Annotated in this window: 17 protein-coding genes; 10 read left to right on the top strand and 7 right to left on the bottom strand. The window is 69.8% G+C overall.

Annotated features, from left to right (window positions below; translation table 11 throughout):
- Positions 1-14: 14 nt before the first annotated feature.
- Positions 15-857 (bottom strand): universal stress protein, encoded by an 843-nt coding sequence (locus ABD204_RS06320; protein ID WP_194423796.1) that lies wholly within the window; start codon positions 855-857, stop codon positions 15-17.
- A gap of 100 nt (positions 858-957) precedes the next feature.
- On the opposite strand from ABD204_RS06320, the gene ABD204_RS06315 reads away from it, so the two are divergent.
- Positions 958-1,257, top strand: coding sequence for a hypothetical protein (locus tag ABD204_RS06315; RefSeq protein ID WP_194423795.1), 300 nt, complete (start codon positions 958-960; stop codon positions 1,255-1,257).
- On the opposite strand, the gene ABD204_RS06310 is transcribed toward ABD204_RS06315, so the two are convergent.
- Positions 1,254-1,604 (bottom strand): DUF7882 family protein, encoded by a 351-nt coding sequence (locus tag ABD204_RS06310; RefSeq protein WP_194423794.1) that lies wholly within the window; start codon positions 1,602-1,604, stop codon positions 1,254-1,256. The two genes, ABD204_RS06315 and ABD204_RS06310, sit on opposite strands and share 4 nt — an antisense overlap.
- Before the next feature lie 370 nt (positions 1,605-1,974).
- A complete protein-coding gene (locus ABD204_RS06305; protein WP_344098380.1) occupies positions 1,975-2,397 on the bottom strand; it encodes a hypothetical protein in 423 nt (140 codons plus the stop codon).
- A gap of 183 nt (positions 2,398-2,580) precedes the next feature.
- Here ABD204_RS06305 and ABD204_RS06300 point away from each other — a divergent pair, with 183 nt between their 5' ends.
- The 5 genes from ABD204_RS06300 to ABD204_RS06280 are packed head-to-tail and all read left to right on the top strand — an operon-like array spanning position 2,581 to position 8,583.
- Positions 2,581-3,345: a response regulator transcription factor gene (locus ABD204_RS06300; RefSeq protein WP_194423792.1), complete on the top strand. Its 765-nt coding sequence runs from the start codon at positions 2,581-2,583 to the stop codon at positions 3,343-3,345.
- Between the two features lie 5 nt (positions 3,346-3,350).
- The gene (locus ABD204_RS06295; RefSeq protein WP_194423791.1) at positions 3,351-4,994 is read left to right on the top strand and encodes a sensor histidine kinase; all 1,644 of its coding nucleotides are present in this window, start codon (positions 3,351-3,353) and stop codon (positions 4,992-4,994) included.
- Positions 4,991-6,178 (top strand): hypothetical protein, encoded by a 1,188-nt coding sequence (locus ABD204_RS06290; protein ID WP_194423790.1) that lies wholly within the window; start codon positions 4,991-4,993, stop codon positions 6,176-6,178. The genes ABD204_RS06295 and ABD204_RS06290 overlap by 4 nt, the downstream gene beginning before the upstream one ends.
- A gap of 9 nt (positions 6,179-6,187) precedes the next feature.
- Entirely contained in the window at positions 6,188-7,981 is a 1,794-nt protein-coding gene (locus ABD204_RS06285; protein ID WP_322597528.1) for a DUF4012 domain-containing protein, read from the top strand.
- Positions 7,982-8,037: 56 nt separating this feature from the next.
- Positions 8,038-8,583: an LPXTG cell wall anchor domain-containing protein gene (locus ABD204_RS06280; protein WP_194423789.1), complete on the top strand. Its 546-nt coding sequence runs from the start codon at positions 8,038-8,040 to the stop codon at positions 8,581-8,583.
- A gap of 6 nt (positions 8,584-8,589) precedes the next feature.
- Here ABD204_RS06280 and ABD204_RS06275 read toward each other — a convergent pair whose 3' ends face one another.
- Entirely contained in the window at positions 8,590-9,303 is a 714-nt protein-coding gene (locus ABD204_RS06275) for an endonuclease/exonuclease/phosphatase family protein (RefSeq protein WP_194423788.1), read from the bottom strand.
- A 111-nt stretch (positions 9,304-9,414) separates the two neighbouring features.
- On the opposite strand from ABD204_RS06275, the gene ABD204_RS06270 reads away from it, so the two are divergent.
- The gene (locus ABD204_RS06270; RefSeq protein WP_322597527.1) at positions 9,415-10,437 is read left to right on the top strand and encodes a glycoside hydrolase family 6 protein; all 1,023 of its coding nucleotides are present in this window, start codon (positions 9,415-9,417) and stop codon (positions 10,435-10,437) included.
- Between the two features lie 121 nt (positions 10,438-10,558).
- The gene (locus tag ABD204_RS06265) at positions 10,559-11,602 is read left to right on the top strand and encodes a response regulator transcription factor (RefSeq protein ID WP_194423787.1); all 1,044 of its coding nucleotides are present in this window, start codon (positions 10,559-10,561) and stop codon (positions 11,600-11,602) included.
- Between the two features lie 63 nt (positions 11,603-11,665).
- Here ABD204_RS06265 and ABD204_RS06260 read toward each other — a convergent pair whose 3' ends face one another.
- Entirely contained in the window at positions 11,666-13,147 is a 1,482-nt protein-coding gene (locus tag ABD204_RS06260; protein ID WP_194423786.1) for a glycosyltransferase family 2 protein, read from the bottom strand.
- Positions 13,148-13,167: 20 nt separating this feature from the next.
- Positions 13,168-13,893: a fructose 1,6-bisphosphatase gene (locus tag ABD204_RS06255; RefSeq protein WP_322597526.1), complete on the bottom strand. Its 726-nt coding sequence runs from the start codon at positions 13,891-13,893 to the stop codon at positions 13,168-13,170.
- Positions 13,894-14,115: 222 nt separating this feature from the next.
- Between ABD204_RS06255 and ABD204_RS06250 the strand changes: the two genes are divergently transcribed.
- Positions 14,116-14,730 (top strand): hypothetical protein, encoded by a 615-nt coding sequence (locus tag ABD204_RS06250; protein WP_194423785.1) that lies wholly within the window; start codon positions 14,116-14,118, stop codon positions 14,728-14,730.
- 24 nt (positions 14,731-14,754) lie between these two features.
- Here the strand turns inward: ABD204_RS06250 and ABD204_RS06245 are convergent, their stop codons facing one another.
- Positions 14,755-15,600 (bottom strand): tRNA pseudouridine synthase A, encoded by an 846-nt coding sequence (locus tag ABD204_RS06245; RefSeq protein WP_194423784.1) that lies wholly within the window; start codon positions 15,598-15,600, stop codon positions 14,755-14,757.
- 112 nt (positions 15,601-15,712) lie between these two features.
- On the opposite strand from ABD204_RS06245, the gene ABD204_RS06240 reads away from it, so the two are divergent.
- Positions 15,713-17,680 carry an acyltransferase family protein gene (locus tag ABD204_RS06240; protein WP_194423783.1) on the top strand — a complete coding sequence of 656 codons (1,968 nt, stop codon included), beginning with the start codon at positions 15,713-15,715 and terminating at the stop codon, positions 17,678-17,680.
- The last annotated feature ends 18 nt before the right edge of the window (positions 17,681-17,698 follow it).

Raw genomic sequence — 17,698 nt, 5'->3', positions numbered from 1 at the left:
CCGCGGCCCTCGGATCAGCGCACAGCAATGGTGGGCGAAGCGGGGTCGTCGAGGACGGCGGTGCTGACCGACCCGAGGAAGAAACGAGCCAGCGCCCCGCGGCCGTGGGTGCCCACAATGAGCACCGAGGCATCTCGGGCGAGGTCGGTCAGCAGCCGCGCCGCGTCCGTCTCCTCGACCCGGGTCTGCACCTCCACCTCGGGGTGCGCGGCCCGAACCGGAGCGAGAGCCCGCTCGATGCGGTCGGCCGCGACCGGCGCGAGATCGACCGGATAGAGACCGGCGGGGTCCGCCGACCCGATGAGATAGTCGCCGCTGCCGGTGAGGTCCCCCGGCATGGGAGCCGGAAGCCATGCACTGGCGGCGATCAGCGGCTCCCCGCGGCGCACCGCCTCGTCGACGGCGAAGGCGACGGCGGCCTCGGTGACCTCGGAGTCGTCGATCCCGACCACCACGCCACGTCTCACCGTGTCGTCTCGGGCGGGGATCACCGCGACGGCGCAGTGCGCGCCGGAGACCACGTGGCGCGCCAGGGCATGCTCGGCAGGGTCGTGCCCGAGCACGATCATGCCGGCGCCCTCCGACTCCTCGACGAGGAGGTGGGCGAGATCGCCCCGGACGATGCGGGCCTCGACGTCGATCGCGATCCCGAGCCGCGCAGCGATCTGGGCGATGCGCGCCTCTTCGGCGTCGAGCAGGATGCGTGCGGTGGGGACCGCCTCGGTGTCGCCGTGCTCGGGCGAAGAGGCCAGCAGGAGCAGACGTGCCCCGTGCGCCGCGGCCCGCGCCGCGGCCCATTCGACCGCGTGCACCGTCGACGCAGACTCGGTGACGGCCACCACGATGGGTTCGGACATCACATCGACCCCTCTCCGCGCCGCAGCCGGTGCGGCGTCACCCCGATCGTATCGACCACGCGTCTCCGACGCCGCCCCACGGCGTGGGAGACTTGTCGGCATGGATGGGGTGGAGAGCGCGGCCGAACAACTCGAGCGACTGATCGGCGACCCCATGGCGGGTGCCGTGCGCGGCACCGTGACGGTGATCACCGTCTCCGCGCCGGAGGGGCGCGCCCGCTACCAGGAGTGTGCCCTCGCCCTCCGCGCCGAAGCCGAAGGCCTCGCCGCGGAGATCGTCGAGACGGTCGCGGTGATCGATCGGCGCCACTGGCCCCGTATCGGCGCCGTGCTCCCGGCGCGCATCTCGCGCACCCATCCGGGCACGGTCGAGGTCGACTGGGACGCGCTGTCGCGCTAGGCCATCGCCGACGTGGACGACGCCGGGGATGCGTCCGCGTCGAACGGGATCACGGTATCGAGGTCGACGGTGAGACCGGCTGTCGAGCTCGCCCGATTCGCCAATTCGCTGAGAGTCGGTGCGTGGAGCGGCTCGGGTTCGGCCGAACCGAACACGAAACGCAACGGGATCGACGGCTCGATCCACACGGTGGACCGGCCCCCCTCATCGCCGGCGGCGTTCCGCCAGGACATGGTGAAGCTCTCGTGGCGGCGCAGCTTGGTCGCGATGACGACCTTCAGGTGCGCCAGGAGACGATCGGGGAACTCGATCGGATCCGGCAGATTGCCGTAGTAGAGGTAGCCCACGGGATTGTGTCCCTTCGCCTCACGAAGGTTGCAGAGACCGGCAACGTGAGGACTGGCGCCGATACCCGAAGACTACCGCCCCACGCCTCGATTCCGACAGCGATGAGAGGGATCTCATATGACGGGTCTCCAGGGCTGCACGATGGTCGGCCGTAAGAGAAGTGGCCCCGGCACTGGGGTCGCCGGGGCCACTCTTCCGCTTTCGAATGGAGCGGCCGGATACCCGAAATCCGCCGGTCCGCATCAGCGGGCGGATGCTTCGTCGACGACGATACGTCGCGGGAGATCTCGCGTCTGTCCACCGTTCGGGGGACACGGCCACCGGCGCCCCGTCGTCGCGCGGAAAGGGCCGCCGAGAATGAGAGGAATCTCACCGTCCGGGGATCTCCCGCGGGTGCGCGGACCGCCGGCTCACGGCGCTGCGCCACACGATCGTGCTCCGCTCCCCCCGATCGGTCTCCCAGGCGACTGCGACGACCCGGTCATTCCACCCCGTCGCCCACCCCGCTACCCGTTCCGCCGCGCGGTGGGGCCACGACACCCATGCCCATACCGGCACCCGCGGCGACACCCACTCCATCGGAACCGGCCCGTAGGCGTCGGACGGCAACGTGCACGGCGCGACGTTCGCGAGGACGAGTTGCAGCATCTCGTCGCTGACCTTCGTGCTTCCCACCTGCCGGCCCTCCTCCGGCCGTGCCGCAACGGTAGCGACCCCCGTCGACATCGCCGTCGCGACGATCACCCGTCTCGTCGACATCGCCGTCGCGACGATCACCCGTCTCGTCGACATCGGAGCGGCCCGGTCCCGGCTCTGCGAGCCTCACGGCCACGATGCACAGATGTATCTGCGACACGTGCACAGCCGGCGAGGAGAAAGCGCAAGACGAGCGCAAGGAATGTGAGACAATTCACGCACGCCATGAACGGGACGGGGAGCCCCGAAGATCGTGGCATCCATCGGGGGAGGCGAGATATGACCAAGGCCGACCGCCGGGCGGCGGTGATCATCGAAGATGATCCCGACATGCGCGCCGTCATCGTCGAGGTGTTCGAGGGCGCCGGTTTCGACACCGTCGCCGTCGCCGACGGTGAACGGGGCGTGCAGGAGGTCATCGACCGCGAACCGTCTGCCATCACGATCGACATCTCGATCCCCGGCATCGACGGATTCGAAGCCGCGCGACGCATCCGCGCCGCCAGCGACGCCTACATGTTCATCATCTCGGGCCGTGCCGACGAGGTCGACGCCGTTCTCGGGCTCAGCGCGGGTGCGGACGACTACATCGCCAAGCCGTTCCGCCCCCGGGAGTTGCGGGCGCGCATCGACGCACTCGCCCGGCGCCTGGAACGGCAGGAGAAGTCCGCACCGACCGGCGTGGTCACGACCCAGGCCGACGTGATGTCGCACCGCGACATCACCCTCGACGCGGACAGCCGCATGGTCACCCTCGCCGGCGACGACCCCGGCCTCACGCGAAGTGAGTTCGATCTGCTCACCGCTTTGCTGCGCACGCGTCGTCGGGTGCGTAGCAAAGCAGAACTCGCCCGCATGCTGCGCGGCGACACGACCGACGACACCTATGTGAGCGACGCCGACGAACGAGCCGTCGAAGCCCACATCACCAACCTCCGCCGCAAGCTCGGCGACAGCTCCGCCGCCCCCCGTTACATCGAGACGGTCCGGGGCGTCGGCTACCGCCTCACCGACGGCGACACCACCACGGCGGCGGCCGGGTAGGCCGCATGCGGGGGCCTGCCGACACGAGAGCTGCCGCGCGTACGGCCCCCGCCGGGTCGAAGCGCGTCGTCAGCACGCGCACGCGGTCGATCTGGCTGTGGCAACTCGTCCAGGCTGCGGCCGTGGTCGTGATCATGCTCGTGATCACGACGCTGACCACGAGCCAGCTCGTCCATGCCCCGCTGATCATCGGTGCGGCTCTGCTGATCATCGTCAGCGCGGTGGTGATGATCATCCCGTGGGATCGGGTCCCCCGCACCGCCATCGTGGGGGTGCCGCTCGCGGACACGTTCGCCATCGGCATCATGTCGGTGGGCGGGGAGTTGCGGCTGGAGTTCCTGTGGTGCTTTCCGGTCGCGTGGATCGCGACCCACTTCTCCGCGCGGTGGCTGGTTGCGTCGTTCGCCCTGATCTCGACGGTGATCGCCGTCGAAGCGGTGAATGCGAGCATGTCGTCGTTGGCCACGCTGCGGTTCGCGATCGTGTTGCTGTGCCTGGCTTTCCTCGCTGTCCTCTTCCGACAGATGGCACGACGGACGACGGCGATGAAGGCGTTGCTGCGCAGCCAAGCGGGCCGCACCCAACGCACCCTGTCCAGGGTCTCGGCCCAACAGGCCCGCGCCACGCAGATGTTCGACGGGGTCAACATCGCGATCGCCCGGGTCACCCCCGCCGGAGACCTGGTCTCCCCCAACGCCGCGTACCTCGAGCTGTACGGCATCGACCCCGAAGACCCCACGCAGCCGCCGCGCACGGTCGACTACGAGAGCCAGCGCGGTCGGGCTCTCTCCGCCGACGAACGTCCCGTGAGTCGTGCGGCACGGGGTGAGCAGCTCGACGGCGAACGGGGCTGGGTCTTCGACACCCACGGGCAATGGCGCGCCGTGTCGGTCTCCACCCAGCCGCTGCCGCCCGTCGGAGACGAGAGCCCCAGCACCCTGTTGATGGTGCAGGACATCACCGAACTGACCCAGGAGAAGCGCGGACGCGAGAACCTCGCGGCCGTGGTCTCGCACGAGCTGCGCACGCCGATCACCGTCATGCTCGGAAACGTCGACCTCATGCGCGACGACGAGAACCTGACCGAGGAACAGGTCGAACGGTTGGACACCATCGACCGTGCGGCCGAACGGATGCTCGCCCTGATCGCGAGCATCCTCACCACCGACCGCGACACGGCCGTGCCGCACGAGCCGGTCTCCCTGGTCAACATGCTGCGTGAATCGGTCGCCTCCTTCTCGGCCGCGGCGCGAACCCGCGATCAATCCCTCACCTTGGACCTCGCGGGCACCTTCCGGCTCGCCGGTGACGCCTTCCGACTGCGTCAGCTGGTCGACAACATCCTCAGCAATGCGGTGAAGTACACGCCGAACGGCGGGGCGATCCGCGTGGCCGCCCGCACCCACGACGGCATGATCGAGATCACCATCAGCGACAGCGGTCTCGGAATCGCCGAGGAAGACCTGCCCCGTCTGTTCGACGACTACTTCCGCGCGAAGGAGGCGGTCGGCAGCGGACTGCCCGGCTCCGGGCTCGGGATGGGCATCGCCAAGGCCATCGCCGAGTCCCACGGCGGCTCGATCCGTGTCGACAGCACCGTCGGACGCGGCACCACCGTCACCATCACGCTTCCGGAGGCCACCCCGTGAACACGACCGACGCGCTCAACCTCGGAATCGCCCAGGCTGCCGTCGCCACCCTCGCGACGACGTTGATGATCGGCCTGGGGTTCCTCCGCCGCCCCTCCACGGCCACCGCACTGTGGTCGATGGCATTCGTCCTGACGATGATCACCGCGTATGCCTCGATCAGTGCCGAAGCAGCGGATGAGGAGGTCGCCAGAGTGGCCGCAATCGGATTCATGCTCGGCGCCCCGGCCTTCATCTGGAGTGGGTTGCGCGCGGCCCGCGGCGCCCCGACACTCGCTTGGATCGCGCCGTTGCAGGCGTTGGTTTCGGCAGGGGTCCTCGTGGGCCTCGCCGACACACCGGGGTACAGCACGGGCTTCGGCGTGCTGTACCTCGCCGCGTCCGTGGTCGCCGGCTTGACCGCTTGGGAGCTGTTGCGCGGCCCCGAACGCGGCGGCGGCATGCTCCTTCCGCTGACCCTGGTCTCGGGCGTCTTCCTGCTCCTCGGAACGCTCGTGGCGATCGTGACCATCGCAATGGAACCGGCCGGAGGAAACGATCTCATCCTCGTCCGCACCGTGAACTCGATGGCGATGATCGTCTACATGATCTGCGCACTGGTCTCCCTGCTGTTCCTGTCGGAGACCAGCGACGACGGCATCGGCGGACGCGGTGGCGACCTGCGTCGCGTGATGCAAGATCGACTCGTCCGCGCCGAAGAGCGCGACGACGTGGCGTGGTCCCTGCTGACGATGACCCTCGACGACGTCGCCGAGATCCGCGCGGCCGCCGGCGAGGGCGCGTTCACCTCGACGATGGACCGGATGACCGCCGATGCCCGCTCGACCTTCCCACCCGAATCCGACATCGGCCCGGGGGGTTCGAGCGGGTCCCTGCTCATCCTGGTCCCGCGCTCCGAGAACGAGGTGCGCGAGCACATGCGCGCGTTCCTCCAACGCCTGGGCACCATGCGTCCGGGCCAGCCCCTCGCGGTGCAACTGTCGGCGAGCATCGGGTGGGCCCCCGTGCGCGAAGTGGGATACGACCTCGAGGAGCTCCTCGCCGCCGCCGGGAAGGCGGAGGCCGAAGCGCGTGACGCCGGCGGAGACGGCTGGTACCGGGTCGGCAACACGCGACCGCCCCTGGGCGCCCCGCGTCTCGACGACGAGCCCGCATCCAGCGGCTCCACACCATCGTCGCTCTAAAGTGACAGGGTGACCCCCGCACCGTCGACACCCGTGCTGCCGCACGCCCTCCGCATCGCCGGCGTCGTCTTCGCCGCCGTCCTCGGCGGCGTCCTCGTGCTCACCGTCGCCGCCGCCGCGTGGATCGGTGTGCGGGGCCTGGCCGCGTACGGCCACCTGAGCGACGCCCAGACCGCGGCCGCACTCGCCCGCGACAGCCTGACGGATCCGGCGACCGCCGCCGACACCGTCGCCGTGATCGGCGAGGACACCGCACAGGCCCGCGAGCTGACGACCGATCCGATCTGGCGCGCGGCCGAGGCTCTGCCCTGGGTCGGTCCCCAGCTCGCCGCCGTGTCGACCATGACCGTGGCCGTCGACGACGTCGCCGGCCAGGCGCTGACCCCCCTCATCGAGGTCGCCGGCACGTTCGACGTCGACGCACTGCGCCCGCAGGACGGACGCCTGGACCTCGGGCCGTTCACCACCATCCAGGATGCCGCCGCAGCGAGCGCGGAGGAGCTGGTCGACGCCACCGCCGCCGTCACCACCATCGATCGCGACCCGCTCCTGCCCCCGGTCCGTGACGCCGTGGGAGACCTGTCGGCACTCCTGACCGAGACCCGTGACGGTGCGGGGGCGGTCGCCCGCGCCACCGCGCTGCTGCCGGCCATGCTCGGAGCCGACGGCCCCCGCACCTACCTCCTGCTGTTCCAGAACAACGCCGAGTGGCGCTCCCTGGGCGGCATCACCGGCGCCGTCGCCGCGATCCACACCGACGACGGTGCGCTGTCACTGAGCGCGCAAGGCTCCTCGAGCGACTTCCCGCGCTACGATGACGCCGTCCTGCCCCTCGACGACGAGGTCCTCGGCATCTACGGCACCCGCCCAGGGCGTTACATCCAGAACGTGACCCAGGTCCCCGACTTCGCGATCTCCGGCGCGCTGGCCCAGGAGATGTGGGAACGCGAGACCGGCGAAACCGTCGACGGGGTGATCGCGGTCGACCCGGTGGCCCTGTCCTACCTCCTGGAGGCCACCGGCCCGGTGACGCTGCCGACCGGTGACGAACTCACCGCAGAGAACGCCGTGGACCTCCTGCTGAACGAGGTCTACTTCCGCTACGAGATCCCTGCCGAGCAGGACGCCTTCTTCGCCGCGGCCGCCGCCGCCGTCTTCCAGGCCGTGGCCGACGGCGACGGTGATCCGGCGGCACTGCTGTCCGCCCTCACCCGCGCCGGTGACGAACACCGCCTGCTGCTGTGGAGCGCCCACGAGGAGGACCAGTCTCTTCTGGCCGACACGACCCTCGCCGGTGGGCTTCCGGTCACCGACGACGACACCGCGCGGTTCGGGGTGTTCCTCAACGACGGCACCGGGTCGAAGATGGACTACTACGTCACCGCCGAGACCACCATCGGATGGGATACCTGCACCGTCGACGATGCGGGCGCGGCGCAGGGTGAGGCGACGGTGAGCGTCACCCTCACCAATACGGCCCCGGACGCGCCGCTCCCGGACTACATCACCGGTGGTGGCGGGTTCGGCGTACCGGTCGGCACCGCACGCACCGTCGGATATCTCTATCTGCCCGAAGGGTGGGAGCTCATCGACGCCGAGATCGACGGGGACGTCGGCTTCGGCGGCGGAACGCACGACGGACGCCGCGTGCTGACCTTCGAACTCGATCTCGGATCCGGCGAACAGGCGAGCGTGTTCGTCACCGCGCGTACCCCCGAACCGGGCGCCCGCACGGTCGAAGCCGTTTCCACGCCGCGGATCGGCGAGACCACGGAAGTTGTCGCGACGTGTCCGCGCGCCTAGACTTCCCGCCAAGGGGAAGACATGTCCCCGTCCGCCCGCTTCCACGAGGGACCCTCATGACACGCCGGTTCACCCGCGTCCTCACCGCCGCCGCCCTGGCCGGAGGACTGGTCGCTGCGCCCGGCGCCGCGCAGGCTTCCACGATCTACCCGCCCGCGGGGTCGTGCACCACCAGCCCGGCGACGATGACCGCCGGGAGCACCATCACCTTCGCCTGCTCCGCCGGTACGTTCTCGGCCGACGAACCGGTGACCGTCACCGTGACCGGCGAGAACGGTGCCGACGCCACCTTCGGCATGGTGCGCATGGCGATCAGCACCGCCAGCTCCACCTTCACCTCCACTTCCGACGGCGCCCTCGACGGCATCCGGATCACGCTGCCGACCAACGCGACCGGCACCTACAACATCGCCGCGGTCTCACCGACCTCCGCCGGCGGTACCGCCGCCGCGAGCATCACGACCGCGGAGGGTCTGCCCACGACGGGCCTCGACCAGGACTCCCTGGCGATCGTGTGGATCGGCGGGGGCGCGTTGCTCGCCGCCGGTGCCGTTCTCGCGGTCGTGGCGGGCGTGCGCCGCTCGCGCGACCGCAACTCCTGAGTCGTCTCAGGCGCCCACGACCTCGACCGGCTCCGGGACCGGGCTCGACGCCTGGGTCGGGTGCGCCGTCACGAGGATCGGTAGATGGTCCGAGCGCCCCTGTGGAAGGGTGCGGACCTTGTCGACCCGGAACCCCACCGACGTCGCGAAGTCGTAGTGCCCCCGGAAGAACCGGTACCGGGTGTACGTCCGCGCGTCGCTGAGACTCAGCTCATACCCCTGCTCTCGGACCTTCTGACCGAGGTTCTCCTTGAAGACCGGGTAGTTGTAGTCCCCCACCATCAGGGCCGGCAATCCGTCCCCCAGCGCGCCGAGCTCGTTCAGCGCCGTGCGGATCTGGTGCCGCCGGAGGGAGTTCAGCGCCGTCAGCGGAGCGGCGTGGAAAGAGGCCACGATGAACTCGTGCCCGTCGTCGATGTCGTGGAGACGTACGCCCAGCAGTCGTTCCTCGGCGGGCTTGAGCACACGGTCATGAAGGGACTTCTTCAGCGACAGCGAACGGACCTCCATCGCGCGGTAGGAATTCTCGCGGTAGTACACCGCCAGACCCAGGCGATTGCGTTGCGTCGCATCGGCCAGCCGCAGCCCGCCGATCGTCGCGGGGATGTCGCGCGTGTCGTACTCCTGCAGACACAGGACGTCCGCGCCGTGATGTTCGACGAGGTGGGCGAGCTCGCCGGCCGCCCGGTGCTTGCGCAGGTTGTACGAGATGACCTTCATGGTGCCGCCAGCATATTGCCCGCCCGCCGATCGGCGGGTGATCGTGGAGCAATTCCATAGCCGAAGCCAAGGCCCGTTCGGTTCGCGGCACGATCGGGATAGCATCGATGCGTGACTGTACGCCCGGCACCCGTGCGGCGACGGTTCGGGATGCCGCGGTGGCTGTTGTTCACACTGCTCGGTCTCGCGGCCCTCGTCATTCTGGCGATCCTCGCGGGCGTCGGTTCGCTGATCACGTGGGGGGTGCAGACCTTGTCAGCCCGCCCACCGGCGGTCGGTACGACCGTGGTCGCCCCCGACGAATCCAAAGCCGCCCGCGCCCTCGACGCGCTCGAGGAGGGCACCCCGGAATACGAGGCGACCGCGTACCTCGCCGAGCAGCCCACCACCTACTGGCTCACACCGGAGGAGGACCCCCTGGGCGAGGCGACCTCACGCGTGACGACCCTCGCCGCCGAAGCCCGCGACACCGGGACCGCCCTGTCGGTGGCCATCTACGGTCTGCCGGGGCGGGACTGCGGCAACTTCTCCGCCGGCGGGCTGGCCGAAGAGGACTACGCGACCTGGATCGAGGAGATCGCCCGCGGGCTGAACGCGGCACCCGACGTGCAGAAGATCGTCATCCTCGAGCCGGACAGCCTGGCGTTGGCGCCGGAGTGCGGCAACGTCGAAGAACGCATCCGGCAGCTCCGCAACGCCATCGACCGCCTCGGCGGCACGAACACCTGGATCTACGTCGACGGCGGCCACTCCAACTGGGTCCCCGCCGCAGAGATGGCCGCCCTCATCGACGCACTCGACCGCGACGACGCCATCCGCGGGTTCGCCACGAACGTCTCGAACTACAACCACTCGACCGAGGAGTTCGTCTACGCGCACGAACTCTCCGATCTGCTCGGCGGGGCGCATGCGATCGTCGACACCTCCCGATCCGGCGCGGGGTCGAACGGGGACTGGTGCAATCCGTCGGGCCGTCTCATCGGTGAACCCGGCGGGACCCTGGGCGACGAGGTCGTCGACACGAATCTGTGGGTCAAGCCGCCGGGCGAAAGCGACGGCACCTGCAACGGTGGCCCCGCGGCCGGCGTCTGGTGGCCCGAGGCCGCCGTCGAGCTCACCCGCGAAGCCCACTGACGCGCGCGGGGCGCGCATACACCGGTGTACCGCCGGTGTGTAGCATGACCGGAAGACATACCTTCCCACAGCAATGTCCCACCGGGCCCGCACCCTTCCCCCAAGAGCCGGAGCTTCGCCGATGACCGACCCATCGCTCGACCTCAAGACAGCCGTCATCGTCGAGGACGATCCCGACATCCGCCATCTCCTGCGCGAGGTGCTGGAAGCGGCCGGCTTCTCGACGGTGTCGGTCGGGAACGGGATCGACGGTGTCCGAGCGGTGGCGTCCTACCGCCCGCTCATCACGACGCTCGACGTCAACATGCCCGGCATCGACGGCTTCGAAGCCGCCCGCCGCATCCGCGCACAGAGCGACACCTACATCATCATGCTGACCGGGCTCGAAGACGAGGCCGATGTGGTTCTGGGTCTGGGAGCCGGAGCCGACGAGTACATCACCAAGCCGTTCCGCCCGCGAGAGTTCCGCGCCCGCATCGACGCGATGCTGCGGCGCCCGCGCCAGAACACCGCGGCGCCGGCGCCCCGACAGGACTCCGTCGGACCGTCCTTCCCCGGCGGCAGGAACACCTCCCGCGGCCCGCAACCGGCCTACGACCAAGACCAAGGGTGGGATGGACCCCCGCCCGGCGGCTGGCAGAACCCCCGATACGACGCGTTCGAGGCATCCCGCCCCGACGCCGCCCCTCCGCGGGACGACCCGTCCACCTACCGCCTGCAGCCGGATGCCCCGGGCCAGTGGGCGCCGACCGAGCCCGAGCGCCCCGCACCCGGGACCGACATCGAGCGCACCACCACCGGTGGCGCGATGGAACTCGCGGGCCCGTCGGTGATGACCCACCGCGATCTACAGGTCAACCCCGATACCCGCGTCGTGATCGTCGGCGGCGAGCAACTCGAACTGACCCGGACCGAATTCGACCTGCTCGCCACCCTCATGGAGTCCAAGCGACGCGTGCGCAGCAAGGCCGATCTCACCCTCGTGTTGCGCGGTGAGTCGTATGTGACCTCCTACTTCGTCGGCGAGGCCGACAAGCGCGCGATCGAGGCGCACATGACGAACCTGCGCCGCAAGCTCGGAGACAACCCGACCAACCCGCGCTACATCGAGACCGTCCGCGGCGTCGGCTACCGCATGACCAGCGAACTCAGCGCGTCGACCTGACAGACGAGAAGAGCCCCGCGCGGATGCGGGGCTCTTCTCGTCTGTGCGAAGGCGGTCTATCCGTCAGACCTTGTATCCCTGGTGACGGCGGATCAGCTTGAAGAACATCAGCAGCGTCTGCAGGATCGTCACCACACCCACGATCGGCCACCCGATCCACAGGATCGTCGACTGCACCACCGGGTCGAGCATCGACCAGATGACCGCCAGCGCGATGAAGACGGCCAGGAGCAGGATCAGCGGGATCCAGTGCGTACTGCCGCCGCCCTTCTCCGCCTTGGCCTGCATCGCCCAGTTGTCGACCTTCTTGCGCGACAGGAAGCGCGTCCACGACCGTAGGAAGTGGCTCAGACGGATCCACATGAAGATCTCCGCGGGGAACACCAGTGCGGCGAACAGCACGTCGCGTGTGGTGCGGTTCTCCATCGTGTAGGCGATACGCAGGTTCAGCAGCACCGCCATGAGCACCGGGATCAGCCACCACGCCGAGAACACGAACGCGTTGATCGACAACGACGCGGCCAGCAGTGTGATGAACGCCACACGCACGAACAGGTTGGTGAGCATGCCGAAGTTCTCGAACCAGCGCAGACGCAGGTTCGGGTGGAACGGCTGACCCTTCGTGTCCCCGCGCTGACCGGGCCACATGAGCTCGATCGCACCGTACGTCCACTTCACCTGCTGGGCGTCGTACCCGCGGAGGGTGGTCATCCCGCCCACGTCGGCGCGGGAGAACGGGCTGATCTTGGTGAGGTAGCCGGCGCTCTTGATCTGCAGCGACAGCAGCGAGTCCTCCACCTCGCTGTCCTTCACCCACGGTGTCGACTGGTGGTTCTGTCGCATGACCTCGCGCAGCGCGTTGGTCGAGAAGATCGAGAACTGCCCGCCGAGCACAGCCATGTTGCGCCCGCGCAGCAGATTCTGCAGGTTGAACGCGGCGAACTGGGTGCGCTGCCCGGCGATGAGCCACTTGCCGATCAGGCCTTTGATGGGGCGGTCGTCGATCGAATAGATCGCAGAGATACCCCCGATGCGGGAGTCCGACACGGCTTCGGTCTCGAGGAACTCCACCGCGCGCGGGTCCGCCGTGGTGTCGCCGTCGACGCCGAGCAGGTAGTCGTAGCCCTCCACGAGCGAGTAGCCGTAGTTGAGCGCGCCGACCTTCTTGTCGGGGTTCTTGCCGATGTCGTGGACGAACACCTCGGTGAACTGCTCACCCATCTCGGTCGCGAGCTCGTGCGCGCCGGCGAACTCGGAGGCGATCCGCACGGTGGCGTCGGAGGTGTTGTTGACGACGACGTGGATGACATCCGGCACGCGGGTCTGCGCCAGCAGCGACTGGATGACGTCGGCGATCGACTCTTCCTCGTTGTACGCCGGGATGACGCATCCGATCGTCGAGCGGTGCCCGGTCGTGTTCTCCAGAACCGCCGAGAAATCGTCCGCGAACCCGGGGCCCGCTTCGGGTTCGCGGTCCGGCTCACGCGGCAGGATCGAGTCGGGCGCGTGCGGCGCCACCGCACGGGGGCTGTTGACATCCGTCATGATCGTTCCCATCACAGCCGTCACTGCTCGGCTACTTCGTCGGAGGATATCGCGATCGGCAGGTACTGGTACACCGTCTGCTGTGAGAAGGAGTCGTCGTCGTCGGCGACGCCCTCCACCGCGATGGTCATCGCGAATTCCAGGGTGATGCCGTACGTGTCGGCCGGAAGCTGGTTGATGGTCGTCTCCGGCACCAGCAGACCACCCTGGAAACTGTTCAACAGCAGGCCGCGGTCGGAGCGGAGCGTGTCGCTGGGCACCAGAGTGCGCGGGTCGGAGCTGAACTGGAAGGGGCTCTGCACCTGTCCCGAGGTCTGCGCGGTCTGCGAGCTGATCGAGATCGACGAGATGTACACCCGACGCTTCTCGGTCAGCACCGCCTTCTCATCGACGTAGTGGTCGTAGACGTTCACCGCGAAGCCGAAGGTCTTCGCGTTGTCCGTGTCCCACTCGCTGGTGCGCTTCGGGTCGGCCGCCCACACGTCCAATCGCAGCTCGAGCTGGTCGGCGACGTCGGTGGACAACGAGACCGAGCCGTCATACGTGAACAGGGAGTCGAAGGCGATGTCCTCGGTCACCAGGGGCGTGGGGCTGGCGTAGGTGACAGGCTCTTCGGCGGCGCCGGGTTGCTGGAACCCGTTGAACGCCTCCGCGACCTGCGTGCAGCCGGCGAGCGAGACGGCCAGCCCGGCGGCCGCGCCCACGGCGAAGATGCGGCGCACGGCCGGCGATGTCGAGATGCTCACGATGTTCCGCTCCAGCTGGTCGAGTGTGCCGCCGGGGTTCGGGTCCCCGGCGGCGTCGCAGGAAATCCCGCGACATGATCAAGACAACCACGCGATGTCGCCGTCTTGAGGTTCTTGAGGTTGCCTTGAGGGAGCCTTGAGGATGGAGCGGCCACCCTGCGCGTCGGCGCCGCCGGGTCCTCTCGTAGACTGGCCGAAGAACACGTCGGAGGGGAACCACGCATGAGGACAGCACGACGCGCCGCGGTGGCGGTGGCCGCCGGCGGGCTCGCCCTGGCCCTCGCCGGATGTGGCCCGGCCCCATGGGAGTACGGCGACGGCGACGCGACCCCCTCCCCCACCGCCTCCACCGCATCCCCGGCGCCCGCCCCGGTCCCCAACGACCTCTCCAGCGGCTCGACGCAGCGCGAGCTGGTCGCGGGCGCCGTCACGGCCACCGTCGACTACTGGTCGACCCTGTCGATGGATCTGTGGACCGCAGACGCGGTCAAACCGGTCAGCATCTCCATGGTCACCGAGGTCTCTCCCGACGACGGGCAGAAGGTCTATCTGCAAAGCGCCACGATGGTCGCCGTCGCCCACGACGGCGACGGCGAGACGCTGAGTGCCCTCGACCCGCAAAGCGACACGTCGGCGGTCTCCCCCGGCTACCTCGTCCTGTCGCCGTACAGCTATTCGCAGACCTTCAACGTCGGCGCGGTCCCCGCGGACACCGCGTACGTGCAACTGCAGTTCACGTACGACTTCCTCGTGCAGACCACGCCCACCTCGAAGGAGTACGCCAAGCAGACCGCGAGCGACACCCTCACGGTCGCGATCTTCCAGCCCGGCGAATAGGCACGCACCGCCCCGTTCGCGTGGTCAGTCGACGTCGCGACGGTTTCGGGTCTGCACCGCCCGGGCGGCCAACAGATCATCGGCCGGATACCCCACCCCGGTGAGGGTCAGACCGCGTGCCGCGAGCACCTTCACCTCGGGAACGCGCGCGAGACCGTCGCGGATCGCCGCCAGATCCGGCACCGACAGTCGCCCCTCCCCGACCGCGACGCACCCGCCGACGAGCGCGCGCACCATGCTGTGGCAGAACGCATCCGCCTTCACGTTCGCGACGAGAACGCCGTCGTCGTCGCGGGCCCAATCGAATTCGAGCAGGGTGCGGATGGTGGTCGCCCCCTCCCGCGGCTTGCAATAGGCCGCGAAGTCATGGAGCCCGACGAGGGATCGCGCCGCCTCGTCCATCGCGTCGGCGTCGAGGGCGGCCCGGACCGATGTGGTGCGCAACCGCTCGAGCGGGTCGTATCCGCTCTCGTGGTCGGCGATCCGGTAGGCGTAGCGACGCCACACCGCCGAGAAGCGCGCGTCGAAGCCCTCCGGTGCCGCGCGGGTCGCGATCACGGTCACATCGGAGTACGCGCCGAGCACCCCCCGTAGACGGCCCGCGAGCACCCCGACCGGGTCGCCGTGCGGTGTGCGTGCCCGACCGGAGAGCATCCGCTCGGTCTGCACCGGGTCGAGGTCGACGTGGGCGACCTGGCCCGACGCGTGCACGCCGGCGTCGGTCCGGCCGGCGACCACCAGACGCGGTTCTCCCCCGAGCACGCGCGCGAGGGCCCCCTCGATCTCCCCCTGCACGGTGCGGAGCCCGGGCTGGCGCGCCCACCCGCGGAAATGCGTGCCGTCATAGGCGATGTCGAGCCGGATTCGCACGGCCTCAGCCTACGCCGCGGCTCCCCCACCGATGCTCGGCCACTTCCCGCCCCGGAGTCGTACACTGACGTGTCCCCCTCGCCCCGCAGGCCGCCTCTCCCTCCCGGAATCGATGACCACCGCACCACACACCCCCTCGACCGCGCCCCGGACCCGGTTCGCAGGTCTGGACGGCCTCCGGGCCGTCGCCGTGACGTCGGTCGTGGTGTACCACCTGTTCCCCGGCACGATCTTCGCCGGCGGCTTCGTCGGCGTCGACGTCTTCTTCGTCATCAGCGGGTTCCTGATCACGAGCCTCCTCCTGCGGGAACGTCGGGCGACGGGCCGGGTGTCTCTGGCAGACTTCTGGCGCCGTCGCGCCCGACGCCTCCTGCCGGCCCTGACCCTGGTGGTCACCGTGTGCGCCACGGCGGCGTGGATGGTCGGCGGCGACGTTCTGGTGCGCCTGGGCGCACAAGTGGTCGGTGCGTTCACCTTCAGCTACAACTGGATCGCCGTCGCCGGAGGCACCGGGTACTTCTCCGCCGCGACCCCCGAGCTGTTCCGCAACTTCTGGTCTCTCGCGGTCGAGGAACAGTTCTACCTCGTATGGCCGCTCGTGCTTCCCCTGTTCCTTCTGATCCGCCGCACCCGGGCCCGGGTCGCCGCGACAGTGGTGCTCGCTGCGGCGTCAGCGGTGTGGATGGGGCTGCTCGTCGGATCCGGCGACGACCTCACCCGCGCCTACTTCGGCACCGACAGCCACGCATTCGGCATCCTGCTGGGCATCGCGCTCGCGTTCGCCGTCCCGCCACTCCGGCACCGCCTCGCCACACGCGCCGTCCCGACGTGGGCCCGCTCGGGGGCGGTCGGCGGCACCACGACCGCCGCGGGCGTCGCCGCCCTGCTGGGGGTCCTCGTCGTCGCGTCCCTTCCCGCCGGCGACACCACCACGACATTCCCGGGAGCCCTGCTCGCGGGAAGCGTGTGCGCCGCGGTGGCGATCCTCGTCGCCGCGTGGCCCGGGTCGCGCTTCGGGCGCGCTCTCGACATCGCACCGCTGCGCTGGGTGGGCGAGCGCTCCTATGGGATCTACCTGTGGCACTGGCCATTGCTCGTGCTGCTGCTGGCCGCGTTCGAGGGCACGGGGCCCGACGCCGGCGTGCCGGGCGGGATCGGCCTCCTCGCTCTCGCGCTGACCCTGTCGCTGGCCGAGCTCTCCCACCGCGTCGTCGAGACGCCGGTGCGCCGCTTCGGATTCCGGGGCACCCTCGACCGTTTCGGAGCCTCGCTTCGCGCCCGCGCGGCACGCCGGCTTCCGGCACTCGCGGGTCTCGCCGCCGGTGCCGTCCTCCTCGCGGGCACCGGTGCGGCCCTCGCCGCCGCGCCCGCCGTCTCCTCGGGGCAGGCGGCCGTCGAAGCCGGCGCCGCCGCACTGGCCGCAAAGACGGCCACCCCGTCACCGACGCCCGCCGAGCCGACCGCCGCCCCCACGCCCGGACAGACACCCGGCGGCGTCCCGACCCCGTCACCCACCCCGGTCTCGGGCGAGGAGATCGTCGCCGTCGGGGACTCGGTCATGCTCGCGTCCGCCCCGTCCCTGCTCGCGGAGTTCCCCGACATCGTCGTCGACGCCGCGGAGTCGCGGTCGGCCTGGGCGGGTCCGGGCATCCTCCGCACCCTCGCCGACGAGGGACGACTGCGACCGGTGGTCGTCGTGGGGCTCGGCACCAACGGCCCCGTCGACCGCGAGACGCTCGAGGAGATGGTCGAGATCACCGGGCCCGACCGACGCCTCGTGCTCGTCAACGCCTACGCGCCGCGCGACTGGATCGGCGGGGTCAACGACACGCTGCGGGGTTTCGCCGCCACGCACGCCGGCGTGAGCATCGCCGACTGGAACGGCGCGATCGCCCCGCACACCGACCTGCTGGCCGGCGACCGCATCCACCCGGGTCACCGCGGCGGCGACGTGTACGCCGAAGCGGTCGCGGCCGGCATCGAACGCGCCGAGTACGAACGCGCGGTGAGACGCTACGGCGAGCAGCTGCGCGCGTTCCGTGAGGAGCACAGCGACGGCCCGCCGATGGTGCCACGGTAGCGGGCGGCACCGGAGGAC

Source organism: Microbacterium aquimaris, assembly GCF_039531285.1.
In the GTDB taxonomy this organism is placed as follows: Bacteria; Actinomycetota; Actinomycetes; order Actinomycetales; family Microbacteriaceae; genus Microbacterium; species Microbacterium aquimaris.
The sequence above is the reverse complement of the archived record's forward strand: the minus strand, read 5'-3'. Positions and strand labels throughout refer to the sequence as shown.